The following is a 15,328-nucleotide window of genomic DNA, read 5'->3' as shown; positions in this document are numbered from 1 at the left end:
ACCCTCCCCCTCCAGGGGAGGGTGAACGCTACCCGATCGCGATGCCATTTCCGACCGTGCGGTTCAGGACTTGCGTCGATTTCTCGATGCGCTCGGCGGCGGCGTTGAGCGCGTTGACGACTGCGGTCTGCGTCATCCTGGCGCGCTCGACGGCGGCGTTGCGGAAATCCCGGAGCTCGGTCAATTCCTGCTCGAGGGTGCGGACGCGGTTGGTGGTGTCGACCAGTTCGTCGCACACGGTCAGCGCGGCCATCACGGTGAGGCGCGCGTCGCCGATCTCGCCGAATTTTCCGCGCAGCGACTGGATGCGGGTCTCCAGCGTTTCGGCGAGCTTGAGCAGCCGCACCTCCTGGCCCTCCTCGCAGGCCATGCGGTATTGCCGGCCGTTGATGGTGACGTTGATGTGACTCATCCGTCCTCTCCGGTATCGAGCACCGAGCGTATCGTGACGATCGCGGAATCCAGCCGGTCGGATATCTCGCGATTGGTGCGCTCGAGCTTGCGTGCCTTCACCAGCGCACCGTCGAGCTCGTCGGCAAGACGCGAGCGATCCGCGCCGAGCGCCTGGATTCGCGCCGCAAGCTCGTTCTCGTCGCGATCGGCGTCGCGCCGCCGCTCCACCGCACTTTCGAGCGCGTCGAGCGCCGCCATGAGTCTGCGGGTCGCGATCTCGATCTCGACGGCGGACGACTCCGTCATGGCGGAACTGTTGGATACGCGATCGTTCATGCAGTCAGCGGCGGAACCTGGCGGCCTTTGCCCAGTGGCCTTTCCCTGGAGCTTGCCGTCCGGCAAAAGACTCGGTTCGGCAAGCGGTTAGAAGCAGAAATTTACAAAGCAAGCTAGCCAAGCGCAACGCCGCCGCAGAACTATGCACCGATCAATCGGGACGACGTGCCGATCCGTCGATTCCGCCCGGCCCGATCCCGGCGGAAAACCGATGTCCACACCGGCAACTTTTGCGGTCAAACCGGCGTTCGATTGCCTTGGACTCCCGGAACCGAGGTGCTATCCCAGCGCCAACCTTCAGTGGCCGCCAGGCTTCTCCCCGCGCGGGCAACCATCGCCAAGCGCCTCATTTCAGACGGATTTCAGACATGACGCAGGTCGATCACACCCGTATGGCCAACGCGATCCGCGGCCTCTCGATGGACGCCGTCGAGAAGGCCAAATCGGGCCATCCCGGCCTGCCGATGGGCGCGGCCGATATCGCGACCGTGCTGTTCACGCAGTTCCTGAAATTCGATGCCGGAAGCCCGGCCTGGCCGGACCGCGACCGCTTCGTGCTTTCGGCCGGCCACGGCTCGATGCTGCTCTATTCGCTGCTGTATCTGACCGGCAATACCGAAATGACGCTGGACCAGATCAAGCAATTCCGTCAGGTCGACTCGCTGACCCCCGGCCATCCCGAGAATTTCCGCACCAAGGGCATCGAGACCACCACCGGCCCGCTCGGCCAGGGCATCTCGACCGCGGTCGGCATGGCGCTCGCCGAGAAGATGCTCGCCGCCGAATTCGGCAAGAAGATCGTCGACCACCACACCTACGTGCTCGCCTCCGACGGCGACCTGATGGAAGGCGTGTCGCAGGAAGCGATCGCGATGGCCGGCCACTGGAAGCTCAACAAGCTGATCGTGCTCTACGACGACAACGGCATCTCGATCGACGGCCCGACCTCGATCGCCGATTCCGTCGACCAGGTGAAGCGCTTCAAGTCGGCGGGCTGGGCCGCCGAGAAGATCGACGGCCACGACCAGTCGGCGATCGCCGACGCCATCACGCGCGCGAAGAAATCCAGCAAGCCGACGCTGATCGCCTGCCGCACCACCATCGGCTTCGGCGCGCCGCACAAGCAAGGCACCTCGAAGGTGCACGGCGAAGCACTCGGCGCCGACGAGCTCAAGGCTGCCAAGGAAAATCTCGGCATTTCGCTCGAGCCGTTCGCGGTCGCCGATGACGTGCTGAAGGCCTGGCGCGCCGCCGGCAGCCGCGGCGCCGCGGCACGCCAGGAATGGGAAGCGCGGCTCGGCGAGCTCGGCAGCCGCAAGCGCGCCGAGTTCGAGCGCCGCCTGCGTCACGAGCGTCCGGCTTCGCTGGCAAAGGCCGTGCGCGCGTACAAGAAGGAGCTGCTGGACAAGCCGATGACGGCCGCCACGCGCAAGTCCTCGGAAGCCGTGATCGAAGTCATCGCCGGCGCGATGCCGATGGAATTCCTCGCAGGCTCCGCCGATCTCACCGGCTCCAACAACAACAAGGCGAAGTCGGCGACCGCCTTCTCGGCCAAGACGCCAAAGGGCCGCTTCATCCATTACGGCATCCGCGAGCACGGCATGGCCGCCGCGATGAACGGCATTTTCCTGCACGGCGGCTTCGCGCCGAACGGCGCGACCTTCCTGGTGTTCACCGATTATGCGCGTCCGGCGATGCGCCTTGCCGCGCTGATGGGCGCCGGCGTCGTCTACGTGATGACCCACGATTCCATCGGTCTCGGCGAGGACGGCCCGACCCATCAGCCGGTCGAGCATCTCGCTGCGCTCCGCGCCATTCCCAACATGCGCGTGTTCCGTCCCTGCGATGCCGTCGAGGTCGCCGAATGCTGGGAGCTTGCACTGAACCGCGTGGACGGCCCGACGGTACTGGCGCTGACGCGGCAGAACCTGCCGCAGCTGCGGACCACCGCACCGAACGACAATCCCTGCGCGGCCGGTGCCTATGAACTGGTCGCAGCCCAGGGCGAAGCCAAGGCGACGCTGTTCGCCTCGGGCTCGGAGGTCGAGATCGCGGTCGCGGCCCAGAAGCAGCTGGCGGAACGCGGCGTCGCCTCGCGCGTTGTCTCCGTTCCGTCGCTCGAACTGTTGTTAGCGCAACCAGAGGCCAAGCGCGCCGCCATCATCGGCAACGCGCCGGTCAAGATCGCGATCGAGGCCGCCGTGCGCTGGGGCTGGGATGCCGTGATCGGCCAGGATGGCGAATTCATCGGCATGCATTCGTTCGGCGAAAGCGGCCCTGCAAAGGAGCTTTACAAGCATTTCGGCATTACCGCCGAGGCTGCGGTCAACGCCGTGCTGAAGCGCGTCAGCTGAGAGTTGAGCTTGCCGCAAAAAAGGACTACCTAATCTCCCATATGATCAAGCACCGCCCGGCCGAACCGGGCGTCCGCCCCTAAAAAACCCTCGCAGGCGTGCAAAGCGCGTTGTGCGGGATGACAACGGTCATTGAAGGAGACGAAACATGGTAGTCCGCGTCGGAATTAACGGTTTTGGCCGCATCGGCCGCAACATCCTGCGGGCTATCGCCGAGTCCGGCCGCAAGGACATCGAGGTCGTCGGCATCAACGACCTCGGCCCGGTCGAGACCAACGCCCATCTCCTCCGCTTCGACAGCGTCCATGGCCGCTTTCCCGGCACCGTCACCGTCGACGGCGACACGATCAATCTCGGCGGCGGCAAGATCAAGGTGACCGCCGAGCGCGATCCCTCCAAGCTGCCCTGGAAGGATCTCGGCGTCGATATCGCGCTGGAATGCACCGGCATCTTCACCTCGAAGGACAAGGCTTCCGCGCACCTGACCGCCGGCGCCAAGCGCGTGCTGGTCTCCGCGCCCGCCGACGGCGCCGACGCCACCATCGTCTACGGCGTCAACCACGACACGCTGACCAAAGATCACCTCGTCGTCTCCAACGGCAGCTGCACCACCAACTGCCTCGCCCCGGTCGCCAAGGTGCTGAACGACCTCGTCGGCATCGAGACCGGCTTCATGACCACGATCCACGCCTATACCGGCGACCAGCCGACGCTGGACACGCTGCACAAGGATCTCTATCGCGGCCGCGCCGCTGCGATGTCGATGATCCCGACCTCGACCGGCGCCGCCAAGGCGATCGGCCTCGTTCTGCCCGAGCTGAAGGGCAAGCTCGACGGCGTCGCGATCCGGGTGCCGACCCCGAACGTCTCGGTCGTCGACCTCAAGATCGTGGCCAAGCGCGCCACCGACGCGAAGGAAATCAACGCGGCGATGAAGCGCGCCAGCGAGCAGCAGCTCAAGGGCATCCTCGGCTACACCAGCGCGCCCAACGTCTCGATCGACTTCAACCACGACCCGCACTCCTCGACCTTCCACGAGGACCAGACCAAGGTGCAGAACGGCACGCTGGTGCGCGTGATGTCCTGGTACGACAACGAGTGGGGCTTCTCGAACCGCATGGCGGACACCGCCGTTGCGATGGCTAAGGTGATCTGATCAGGGTCTCGTGTCCCGGACGCGGTGCAGCGCGTAGGCGCTGTTCCGCAGAGCCGGGACCCATTCAACCGCGGGACTCGCTGTGATGTGAGTCCCGGTTCTGCAGCGCATCGCTCCGCTGCTATCGCAGCGCCCGGGACAAGAGAGATGACCAACAAATTCCGCACCCTCGACGACGTCGACGTGAAGGGCAAACGCGTGCTGCTGCGCGTCGACCTCAACGTGCCCATGGAGAGCGGGCGCGTCACCGACGCCACCCGGCTCGAGCGCGTGGCGCCGACCATCACCGAGATCGCGGACAAGGGCGGCAAGGTCATCCTGCTCGCGCATTTCGGCCGGCCGAAGGGGCGCGACGCCAAGGATTCGCTGAGGCCCGTTGCGGAGGCGCTGGCGAAAGTGGTGAAGAAGCCCGTCGCCTTCGCCGACGATTGCATCGGCGAGCCCGCGGCCAAGGCGGTTGCCGGCCTGAAGGACGGCGACATCCTGTGCCTGGAAAACACCCGCTTCCACAAAGAGGAAGAAAAGAACGATCCGGCCTTCGTCGCGGAGCTCGCAAAACTCGGCGACATCTGGGTCAGTGACGCGTTCTCGGCCGCGCACCGCGCCCACGCCTCGACCGAAGGCCTCGGCCACAAGCTGCCGGCCTATGCCGGCCGCACCATGCAGGCCGAGCTGGACGCGCTGGAGAAGGCGCTGGGCTCGCCGACCAAGCCGGTCATCGCCATCATCGGCGGCGCAAAAGTCTCGACCAAGATCGACCTCCTGGAAAACCTCGTGACCAAGGTCGACGCGCTCGTGATCGGCGGCGGCATGGCCAACACCTTCCTGCACGCGCAGGGCGTTGCGGTCGGCAAGTCGCTGGCCGAGAAGGATCTCAGCGCCACCGCGCTGCGCATCATGGAGAAGGCGGAAGCCGCCAATTGCGCCATCATTCTCCCCGTCGATGCCGTCGTCGCCTATCACTTCGCCGCCAACGCACCGTCGCATGCCTATGGGCTCGATGCGATCCCGGCCGACGGCATGATCCTCGACGTCGGGCCGCAATCGATCGCGCGCGTCCACGCCGCGATCGACGATGCGGCGACCCTGGTCTGGAACGGCCCGCTGGGCGCCTTCGAGATGCAGCCGTTCGACCGCGGCACGGTCGCGGCCGCCAAGCACGCGGCCGAGCGCACCAGGGCCAAGAAGCTGATCTCGATCGCGGGGGGCGGCGACACCGTCGCGGCGCTCAACCAGGCCCATGTGGCGGGCGACTTCACCTATGTGTCGACCGCCGGTGGCGCATTCCTTGAATGGATGGAAGGCAAGCCCCTGCCCGGCGTTGAAGTTCTGCGGATCAAGTAAGCAAGCGGCCCGAGAGGCCCCAACGGGAGAACAAGACAGATGGCTCGGATCACGTTACGTCAATTGCTCGACCACGCGGCGGAGAACGATTACGGCGTACCGGCCTTCAACATCAACAACATGGAGCAGGCGCTGGCGATCATGGACGCGGCCAACCAGGTCGACGCGCCCGTCATCATCCAGGCCTCGCGCGGTGCGCGCTCCTACGCCAACGACGTCATGCTCAAGCACATGATGGACGCGGTGACCGAGATCTATCCGCACATTCCCGTCTGCGTGCATCTCGACCACGGCAACGAGCCCGCGACCTGCATGACCGCGATCCAGGCCGGCTTCACCTCCGTGATGATGGACGGCTCGCTCAAGGCCGACGGCAAGACGCCGGGCGACTGGGGCTACAATGTGGGCGTCACCAAGACCGTGACCGACATGGCCCATCTCGGCGGCATCTCGGTGGAAGGCGAGCTCGGGGTGCTCGGCTCGCTCGAAACCGGCATGGGCGACAAGGAAGACGGCCACGGCGCCGAAGGCAAGCTCAGCCACGACCAGCTGCTGACCAATCCGGACGAGGCCGTGAAGTTCGTGCAGGAGACCAAGGTCGACGCGCTCGCGATCGCGATGGGTACCTCCCACGGCGCCTACAAATTCACCCGCAAGCCGGACGGCGACATCCTCGCCATGAACGTGATCGAGGAGATCCACCGCAAGCTGCCGAACACGCATCTGGTCATGCACGGCTCCTCCTCGGTGCCGCAGGACCTGCAGGACATCATCAACGCCTATGGCGGCAAGATGAAGCCGACCTGGGGCGTGCCGGTGGCCGAGATCCAGCGCGGCATCAAGAACGGCGTGCGCAAGATCAACATCGACACCGACAACCGCATGGCGATGACCGGCCAGATCCGGAAAGTGCTCAAGGACAACCCGGAAGAGTTCGATCCGCGCAAATATTTGAAGCCGGCGATGGAAGCCATGACCAAGCTGTGCAAGCAGCGCCTGCAGGAGTTCAACACCGCGGGCCAGGCCTCCAAGATCAAGAAGGTCCTGACCACCGCCGAGATGGCCAAGCGCTACGCCAAGGGCGAGCTGGATCCGAAGGTGGCGTAAGGGCCGCGCGCACCGTTTTCCGTCATTCCGGGGCGCGCGCAGCGCGAGCCCGGAATCCATGGTGCCACCATCGACGCGGATCAATGGATTCCGGGCGCGCGCCAAGGGGCGCGCCCCGGAATGACCGAGTCCTCCCCCACCCTGCGACGAACGTTAACTCGGCAATTGCCCGAGAACGGTCTATTTTCCCGGGCAAGGGCAGAATCGTTCTGGGAGGACCTCTCGATGAATCTGACTGAGCTCAATAAAGTCGCGACCGCCATGGTCACGCCGGGCAAGGGCATCCTTGCCGCCGACGAATCCTCCGGCACCATCAGGAAGCGTTTCGACGCGATCGGCGTGGAATCGACCGAAGAGAACCGCCGCGACTATCGCGAGATGCTGTTCCGCGCCAAGGACGCCATGAGCCGATACATCTCCGGCGTGATCCTCTATGACGAGACGATCTGGCAGAACGCCAAGGACGGCACGCCGCTGGTCAAGCTGATCGAGCAGGCCGGCGCCATTCCCGGCATCAAGGTCGACGAGGGCACGCAAGCCTTGCCGATGTGCCCGGGTGAAACAGTCACGGTCGGGCTCGACAGGCTCGCCGAGCGCTTGAAGAAATATTACGAGCGCGGCGCGCGCTTTGCCAAATGGCGCGCGGTGATCGACATCGGCAGCGGCATCCCCTCGATGACGGCGATCAGCGTCAACGCCCACGCGCTGGCGCGCTATGCCGCGCTGTGCCAGGCCGCGCAGATCGTGCCGATCGTCGAGCCGGAGGTACTGATGGACGGCGACCACGACATCGAACGCTGCTATGAGGTGACGCAGCGCGTGCTCAACAAGACCTTCCAGGAATTGCGCGTGCAGCGCGTGGCGCTGGAGGGCATGGTGCTGAAGCCGAACATGGCGATCTCAGGCAAGAAATGCGCAAAGCAGGCCTCCGTCGAGGAGGTCGCGGAGAAGACGATCCGGCTGCTCAAGGCCTGCGTGCCGGCGGCAGTGCCGGGCATCGCCTTCCTCTCCGGCGGCCAGTCGGACGAGGAGGCAACCGCGCATCTCAACGCCATGCACAAGCTCGGGCCATTGCCCTGGGGCCTGACCTTCTCCTACGGCCGCGCGCTGCAGGCCGCGCCGCAGAAGGCCTGGTCCGGCAGACCCGAGAACGTCGCGGCCGGCCAGCGCGCCTTCAGCCATCGCGCCCGCATGAACGGACTCGCCTCCAGGGGCGAATGGCAAAGCAGCCTGGAACAGAAGGCAGCCTAGATCTTGTCGAACAAACCGCCTCCGCCGCGCCCGGCGCCGCGTCTCTATCTCGCAACGCCCGTCGTCGATGATCCCGCGACGCTGGTCGCAGAGCTGCCCGAGCTGATCGCGTCCGCCGACGTCGCCGCCGTGCTGCTGCGGCTGAAGGAGACCGATCAGCGCAGCATGATCTCGCGCGTCAAGGCCTTGGCGCCGCCGGTGCAGAAGGCGGGCGCGGCACTCCTCGTCGACGGCCATCCCGAAATCGTCGCGCGCGGCGGCGCCGACGGCGCGCATCTGCCCGGCATCGCCGCGCTGAAGGAGGCGCTGCCGTCGCTCAAGCCGGATCGCATCGCCGGTGTCGGCGGGCTGACGACGCGGCACCATTCCATGGATGCGGGCGAGATGGGCGCGGATTATTTGCTGTTCGGCGAGCCCGATGCGAAGGGACAGCGGCCCTCGGCCCAGGCGATCGCCGAGCGGCTGGACTGGTGGGCCGAGCTGTTCGAGCCGCCCTGCGTCGGCTTTGCCACCACGCTCGACGAGGCCCACGATTTCGCCCTGAGCGGCGCCGATTTCGTGCTGGTCGGCGACTTCATCTGGGCCGATCCGCGCGGGCCCAAGGCCGCGCTGATCGAGGTCGATGCCGCGATCAAGAAGGCCCATGCGACGGCGCTGGCCAGCCAAGATCTTGCGAGCCGGGAGCACGGCTAGCGCCCGACATGAAGCTCCCGTGCATCACCATGCTGGCCACGCTGCTGCTGACCGTCCCTGCGGCCGCGCAGCTGCAGATCACCCCGCCGGCGACGACGCCGAGCACGCCGGCAGAGAAGCAGAAGCCGAAACCGCCCGCGCCTGCCAAGAAGAAGGAGGCGGCGCCGAAGCCCTCCCCATCGCCCAAGCCGTCGGCCTCGCCCAAGCCGGCAACCGTGATCCCCGCGCCGCCGGCCGACGATCCCAACGTCGACCTGGTGTTCGGCGCCTATCAGCGCGGTCAGTACAAGACGGCGTTCGAGCTCGCCACGGCGCGCGCGCAAGCCGGCGATCCCAAGGCCATGACCATGCTCGGCGAGCTCTATTCCAACGCCATGGGCATCAGGCGCGATTACGCCAAGGCGGCCGAATGGTACAAGCGCGCTGCCGACGCCGGCGATCGCGAGGCGATGTTCGCGCTCGCCATGCTGCGCATCTCCGGCCGCGGCGGCCCGGTCGACAAAGGCGAGGCGGTCAGGCTGATGGCCTCCGCCGCCAAGCTCGGCGAGCCCAAGGCGGCCTATAACCTCGCTTTGCTCTACCTGGACGGCCAGACGCTGCCGCAGGACGTCCGGCGTTCGGCGGAACTGCTGCGCCAGGCCGCCGATGCAGGCCTGCCCGAAGCGCAATACGCGCTCGCGACCTTCTACAAGGAAGGCACCGGCGTGCCGAAGGACCCCGAACGCGCGGTGCGGCTGCTGCAGGCCGCCGCGATCGCCGACAATGTCGATGCCGAGGTCGAATATGCCATCGCGATGTTCAACGGCACCGGCACGCCGAAGAACCAGCCGGCGGCCGTCGCCCTGCTCCGCAAGGCCTCCCGCCAGGGCAGCGCGATCGCGCAGAACCGGCTGGCCTGGGTGCTGATCAACGGCGTCGGCACGCCCGTGGACAAGATCGAGGGCTTCAAATGGCACCTGGTGGCCAAGACATCAGGCAAGGGCGACCCCGAGCTCGACAAGCAGCTCTCCGATCTGCCGGCCGATGACCGCGCCAAGGCCGAGGCCGCCGCCAGGAAGTGGCTCGGGTCCAAATGACTTGACGCGGGCCCCCTCACGGGGCACCCAGTCCCTCAAACAGGCGGGTTTCCGCGCCCCCTCTCCCCGATCAAGACCAAAAAGCACATGCTGTATTCCGCCACTATCAACGTCATGGTCAAGGCGGCGCGCCGCGCCGGCCGCAGCCTCAAGCGCGATCTCGGCGAGATCGAGCATCTCCAGGTCTCGCTGAAGGGCCCGGCCAATTTCGTCTCGCTCGCCGACAAGCGCGCCGAGGAGATCCTCTACCAGGACCTCGCCAAGGCCCGGCCCGGCTACGGCTTCATCGGCGAGGAGGGCGGCAATCGCGAGGGCACCGACAAGAGCCACACCTGGATCGTCGATCCCCTGGACGGCACCACCAACTTCCTGCACGGCATCCCGCAATTCGCGATCTCGATCGGGCTTGCGCGCGAGGGCACCGTGATCGCCGGCGTGATCTACAATCCCGCCAATGACGAGCTCTACATCGCCGAGCGCGGCAAGGGCGCCTTCCTCAACGACCAGCGCCTGCGCGTCGCCGGCCGCCGCCAGCTCAATGAATGCGTGGTGGCCTGCGGGCTGCCCCATATCGGCCGCGGCGACCACGAGGAATTCCGCCGTGAGATGACGGCGATCCAGGACCGCGTCGCCGGCCTGCGCCGCTTCGGCGCCGCCTCGCTCGATTTAGCCTTCGTCGCGGCGGGGCGCCTCGACGGCTATTGGGAGCGCGATTTGCAATCCTGGGACATCGCCGCCGGTATGCTGATGGTGCGCGAAGCCGGCGGCACCGTGAGCGATATCGCAACGCCGGGGGATCCGCTGGTCACGGGGCACGTTGTGTGCGGGAATGAGTATGTGCACGGGGAGCTGGTGAAGATTTTGCGGAAACCGGCTTAGGGCTGAAGCTCGCGCTCCACATTCCCATCGGTGCCGCGGCTAAGACTCGTCTTCCTCGGCTTCCTCGTCCCGATATTCCCCGCCGAGGGTCAGGCCCTCGATCATGGTGGCGCCTTTTGACTTGATCACCCGGCGAAGCGGGACCGAGCTCTCGTTTCGCAAGGCCTGCATCAACTGCTCCGAATGGGTGACGATCCAGATGTCGGCGCGGCGTGAGGCCTTGACGATCAGCCGGGCCAACGGCGCCAGCAAGGACGGATGCAGGCTGGTCTCGGGTTCGTTCAGCGCGATGAACGGTGGCAGCCGATAGCCCATGAACACGGCGAGCAGGCAAATGTATTTCAGCGTGCCATCGGACAGTTCATGCGCCCCAAACGGACGCGGCATATCCTCGAGTTGCAGATCGAATTCACAGGAACCGTTTCTTTCCCTTGCGCGGAGCTCGGCGCCCGGGAAGGCATCCTGGATCGCGTCCTGCAGGTCGGTTGCGTCTTCCCTGATGGTATAGAGTGTCGCCAGGGCCGCGGCCAGGTCGCTTCCATCGGCACTGAGCGAGGGCGTGGTGATCGCGAGGCACGGCTTTCGTATCGGTGACGCCGGATCGGTGCGAAAGTCGTGATAGAAGCGCCAGCCCAGCATTGCGCTTCTGATCAAATCGATTTCGGGGCATTCCTTGCCGTTGAAGAAGCCCGCGAGCGCCGGCTCGGACGGCAGCACCGCATCCTTGTGGCTGCTCCATGCGCCGCTGTCGCTACGGACGCTGACGATCGAATTCTTCCGCTCCATCAGCAGAACCGTTCGTTTGCCCTGCGTCGCCTCGATACTCTCTTCCTTGATCATCGGCTCGCCGGCAAACGCTGCCGCAACCGGGCTGGGAAATCCGATCTCGATAGAATATTTCAGGCGATCGAATCTGACCGACAAGCGCAGTCGTCCATCCTCGCCTCGTTTGCGGATGCCTGACCAGCAGACCGAATTCAGTCCGCCCTCCTCGGCGATCGTGCGCGTGATGCGCCCGGTCGCCGCGTCGCGCAACAGCGACAAGGACTTGTAGAGATTGGATTTGCCGACGCCATTTTCCCCCACGAAGACGGACAGGGGGTGGATTGGTAGGGAGAGCCGCCTGATCGAGCGATAGTTCGCGATCGCAATGTCGGTCGGACGCATCAAGTGCTCTCAATCGGCAGGCTGGCTGTGCATTCGGCGCAGTGCGAATGGACACTTCTTCAATCCAGGGATGCAGTCTGGATCGGCACCTCCGGGAAAGCAAGCTCTCCGCATCGTCATTCCGGGGCGCGCCCCTTGGCGCGAGCCCGGAATCCATTCATCGACCGTGATCGCTGACCGATGGATTCTCAGATGCGCAATTGCGCATCATAGCTCGTGCTTCGCACGCCCGGAATGACGGAGAGAACCGTCAATGGCCGGTGTGCGCCCGCGCCGGCCGGCCGTGCGCTTCAGCTTCCCTTGCCGCCTTCGGCTCCCTGTCGCCGCCCAGCACGCGCTGCACCGAGACGAAGAACACCGGCACCATCAACAGCGCCAGGATCACCACCGCGATCATGCCGCCCATCACCACGCTGCCGAGCGCCTGCTGGCTGGCGCCGCCGGCGCCGTGGGCGATGGCCATCGGCAGCACGCCGCAGATGAAGGCGAGGCCCGTCATCAGGATCGGGCGGAAGCGCAGGCGGCAGGCTTCGATGGTGGCCTCGACCAGCGGCTTGCCTTCTTTGCGCAAGTCCTTGGCGAACTCGATGATCAGGATCGCGTCCTTGGCGGCAAGGCCGATGATGGTGATCAGGCCGACGGTGAAATAGACGTCGTTGGGCAGGCCTCGCAGCATGGCGGCGGCGACGGCGCCGACGATGCCGAGCGGCACGGTGAGCAGCACCGCGAGCGGGATGGTCCAGCTCTCGTAGAGCGCGGCGAGGCACAGGAACACCACGAACACCGACAGCGCGAGCAGGAACGGCGCCTGCGAGCCCGACAGCTTCTCCTGCAGCGACTGCCCGGTCCATTCATAGCCGAAGCCGCGCGGCAACCGGTCGGCGAGCCGCTCCATCTCGGCGATCGCATCGCCCGAGGTGAAGCCGGGCCTGGCTTCACCGGAGATGCGCACCGCCGGATAATAGTTGAAGCCGGCGATCTGCGTCGGGCCGCGCGCCCATTCCACCGTGGCAAAGGACGAGAACGGCACCAGCTGGCCGCGGCTGTTCTTGACGTTGTAATTGAGGATGTCTTCGGTCCGCATGCGGTCGCGGGCATCCGCCTGCACCACGACGCGCTGCATGCGGCCGCGGTTCGGGAAGTCGTTGATGTAGTTCGAGCCGAGATTGGTCGAGATGGTGTTGTTGATGTCCTCGAAGGTGACGCCGAAGGCGCCGGCCTTCTCGCGATCGATCATGAGATTGACCACGCCCGCCTCGGGCAGGCCTTCGATATAGACCTTCTGCAGCACCGGGCTGGCATTGGCCTCCGCGATCAGCTGGTCGGCCGCGCGCATCAATTGCTGATAGCCCTTCTGGCCGCGATCCTGCAGGCGGAACGAGAAGCCGGACGAGTTGCCGAGATTGTCGATCGGCGGCGGCTGCAGCGCCGAGATTTTTGCGTCGCGGATCGACGCGCCCAGGTCGCGGTTGACGTCGTTGACGATGGCGGCAGCGGAGTCCTTCGGCCCGCGCTCCGACCAGTCCTTCAGCGTGATGAAGGCCTGCGCGGTGTTCATGCCCTGGCCGGAGAAGCTGAAGCCGGTGAGGAAGGTGACGTTGTCGACGCCCGGCCGCGCGGCGAGATATTTTTCGACCTTCTCGATCACGGCCTCGGTGCGGGGATAGGACGAATCCGACGGCGTCTGCACGTCGGTGGTGATGAAGCCCTGGTCGTCGACAGGGAGGAAGCCGCCGGGCAGGTTGACAAAGGCCCAGGACAGGCCGACCAGCAGCGCGGCATAGACCAGCATCAGGCGGCCGGTACGGTTCAGCGAGAAGCCGACGGTGCGCGCATAGCGTTCCTTGGCGCCTTCCAGCATGCGGTTGAACCAGCCGAACACCCAGCCAAACACGCCCCGTTTCGCATGACCGTGGCCGGGCTCGACGGGCTTGAGCAGCGTCGCGCACAGCGCCGGCGTCAACGACAACGCCAGGAAGGCGGAGAAGCCGATCGCGGCGACCATGGTGACCGAGAACTGGCGGTAGATGATGCCGACCGAGCCCGGGAAGAACGCCATCGGCACGAACACCGCCATCAGCACCAGGGTGATGCCGATGATGGCGCCGGTGATCTGCGACATCGCCTTCCGCGTCGCTTCCTTCGGCGGCAGGCCTTCCTCGGCCATGATGCGCTCGACGTTCTCGACCACGACGATGGCGTCGTCGACGAGGATGCCGACCGCGAGCACCATACCGAACATCGAGAGCATGTTGATGGAATAGCCGGCGAGCAGCAGCGTGGAGCAGGCGCCCAGCAGCGCCACCGGCACCACGATGGTCGGAATGATGGTGTAGCGGATGTTCTGCAGGAACAGGAACATCACCACGAACACCAGCACCACGGCTTCGACCAGCGTGGTCAGCACCTTCTTGATCGAGGCCTCGACCACGGGCGTGATGTTGTAGGGGATCTCGTAGGTGATGTTGGCCGGGAAGAAGCGCGACAGCTCCTTCATCTTGGCTTCGACCGCGCTCGCGGTCGCCAGCGCATTGCCGGTCGGCGACATCAGCACCGACAGGCCCGCCGTCGGCTTGCCGTCGAGGCGCGTGTTGAACTGATAGCTGAGGCCGCCGACCTCGATGCGCGCGACGTCGCGCAGGCGCACGGTCGAGCCGTCGGCATTGGCCCGCAGAATGATGGCGCCGAACTCCTCCGGCGAGGAGAGCTGGCCCTTGACCAGCACCAGCGCCGAGGTGCGCTGGCTGGACGTCGACGGCTCGGCACCGATGCTGCCCGAGGCGACCTGCGCGTTCTGCGCGGCGATCGCCTTGTTGACGTCATCGGCGGTCAGGCCATAGCCGACGAGCTTGGCCGGATCGACCCAGACCCGAAGCGAGCGCTCGGTCGAGTACAGCGTGGCGCGGCCGACGCCGGGAATGCGGCGGATCTCGCCGAGCACGTTGCGGATCATGAAGTCGCCGAGACCGACTTCGTCCAGGCTGCCGTCGGTCGAGTTCAGCGTGATGATCTGCAGCACTGCGCTGGAAGCTTCCTCGATCAGGATGCCCTGCTGCATCACCGCGCGCGGCAGGCGCGCCTCGACGCGCTTGATGCGGTTCTGCACCTCGACCGAGGCGGCGCTGGTATCGGTGCCCGGCTGGAAGTTGGCGATGATCTCGACCTGGCCGAGCGAGTCGCTGGTCGATTCGAAATTGAGGATGTTGGCGGCGCCGTTGAGCTCCTCCTCGATCAGCCGCGTGACGCTGTTGTAGAGGTTCTCCGGCGACGCGCCGGGATAGCTGGTCGAGACCGAGATCGAGGGCGGCGCGATGATCGGGTATTGCGCGATCGGCAGCAGCGGCACCGCGATCGCACCGATCAAGCAGATGAACAGCGCGACCACCCAGGCGAAGATCGGCCTGTCGATGAAGAAACTCGGCATTGGCCGTTTTATCCTCGTTGTTTCGTTAGACCCTCATGGTGAGGAGCGCGGAACGCGCGCTCCGGACGATGCAGCTCATCGCCGGAAGAACCATGAAGGCCCGACTCTGTCCCGCGGCCATCCTTCGAGACGCCGGCTTCCAGCGGGC

At 65.8% G+C, this 15,328-nt stretch carries 12 protein-coding genes; 8 read left to right on the top strand and 4 right to left on the bottom strand.

All coding sequences use genetic code 11. From position 1 onward, the window contains the following. Positions 1-28 precede the first annotated feature (28 nt). Entirely contained in the window at positions 29-412 is a 384-nt protein-coding gene (locus tag BDOA9_RS11220; protein WP_018646696.1) for a cell division protein ZapA, read from the bottom strand. Next, the gene (locus BDOA9_RS11215; protein WP_020608063.1) at positions 409-729 is read right to left on the bottom strand and encodes a DUF4164 domain-containing protein; all 321 of its coding nucleotides are present in this window, start codon (positions 727-729) and stop codon (positions 409-411) included. The genes BDOA9_RS11220 and BDOA9_RS11215 overlap by 4 nt, the downstream gene beginning before the upstream one ends. A gap of 368 nt (positions 730-1,097) precedes the next feature. Between BDOA9_RS11215 and tkt the strand changes: the two genes are divergently transcribed. The 8 genes from tkt to BDOA9_RS11175 all read left to right on the top strand — a co-directional run bounded on the left by tkt (position 1,098) and on the right by BDOA9_RS11175 (position 10,589). Continuing rightward, complete coding sequence (tkt, locus tag BDOA9_RS11210) at positions 1,098-3,083, top strand: transketolase (protein ID WP_025034033.1); 1,986 nt, start codon at positions 1,098-1,100, stop codon at positions 3,081-3,083. 148 nt (positions 3,084-3,231) lie between these two features. Next, positions 3,232-4,239 (top strand): type I glyceraldehyde-3-phosphate dehydrogenase, encoded by a 1,008-nt coding sequence (gap, locus tag BDOA9_RS11205; protein ID WP_025034032.1) that lies wholly within the window; start codon positions 3,232-3,234, stop codon positions 4,237-4,239. A gap of 147 nt (positions 4,240-4,386) precedes the next feature. Next, entirely contained in the window at positions 4,387-5,583 is a 1,197-nt protein-coding gene (locus tag BDOA9_RS11200) for a phosphoglycerate kinase (RefSeq protein WP_025034031.1), read from the top strand. Between the two features lie 39 nt (positions 5,584-5,622). Beyond that, positions 5,623-6,690 (top strand): class II fructose-bisphosphate aldolase, encoded by a 1,068-nt coding sequence (fba, locus tag BDOA9_RS11195; RefSeq protein WP_025034030.1) that lies wholly within the window; start codon positions 5,623-5,625, stop codon positions 6,688-6,690. Between the two features lie 225 nt (positions 6,691-6,915). After that, entirely contained in the window at positions 6,916-7,941 is a 1,026-nt protein-coding gene (locus BDOA9_RS11190) for a class I fructose-bisphosphate aldolase (RefSeq protein ID WP_025034029.1), read from the top strand. A 3-nt stretch (positions 7,942-7,944) separates the two neighbouring features. Further along, the gene (locus BDOA9_RS11185) at positions 7,945-8,634 is read left to right on the top strand and encodes a thiamine phosphate synthase (protein WP_025034028.1); all 690 of its coding nucleotides are present in this window, start codon (positions 7,945-7,947) and stop codon (positions 8,632-8,634) included. Between the two features lie 8 nt (positions 8,635-8,642). Next, positions 8,643-9,710, top strand: a complete 1,068-nt coding sequence (locus BDOA9_RS11180) for a tetratricopeptide repeat protein (RefSeq protein ID WP_025034027.1) — start codon at positions 8,643-8,645, stop codon at positions 9,708-9,710. 87 nt (positions 9,711-9,797) lie between these two features. Next, positions 9,798-10,589 carry an inositol monophosphatase family protein gene (locus tag BDOA9_RS11175; RefSeq protein WP_025034026.1) on the top strand — a complete coding sequence of 264 codons (792 nt, stop codon included), beginning with the start codon at positions 9,798-9,800 and terminating at the stop codon, positions 10,587-10,589. Between the two features lie 39 nt (positions 10,590-10,628). Here BDOA9_RS11175 and BDOA9_RS11170 read toward each other — a convergent pair whose 3' ends face one another. Together BDOA9_RS11170 and BDOA9_RS11165 are read right to left on the bottom strand one after the other, a co-directional pair. Next, on the bottom strand, positions 10,629-11,756 hold the full coding sequence (locus BDOA9_RS11170; protein WP_025034025.1) for an AAA family ATPase: 1,128 nt from the start codon (positions 11,754-11,756) through the stop codon (positions 10,629-10,631). Between the two features lie 250 nt (positions 11,757-12,006). Continuing rightward, the gene (locus BDOA9_RS11165) at positions 12,007-15,180 is read right to left on the bottom strand and encodes a multidrug efflux RND transporter permease subunit (protein ID WP_025034024.1); all 3,174 of its coding nucleotides are present in this window, start codon (positions 15,178-15,180) and stop codon (positions 12,007-12,009) included. Positions 15,181-15,328: the final 148 nt, after the last annotated feature.

This window comes from Bradyrhizobium sp. DOA9, from assembly GCF_000617845.2.
Lineage (GTDB): Bacteria > Pseudomonadota > Alphaproteobacteria > Rhizobiales > Xanthobacteraceae > Bradyrhizobium.
The sequence above is the reverse complement of the archived record's forward strand: the minus strand, read 5'-3'. Positions and strand labels throughout refer to the sequence as shown.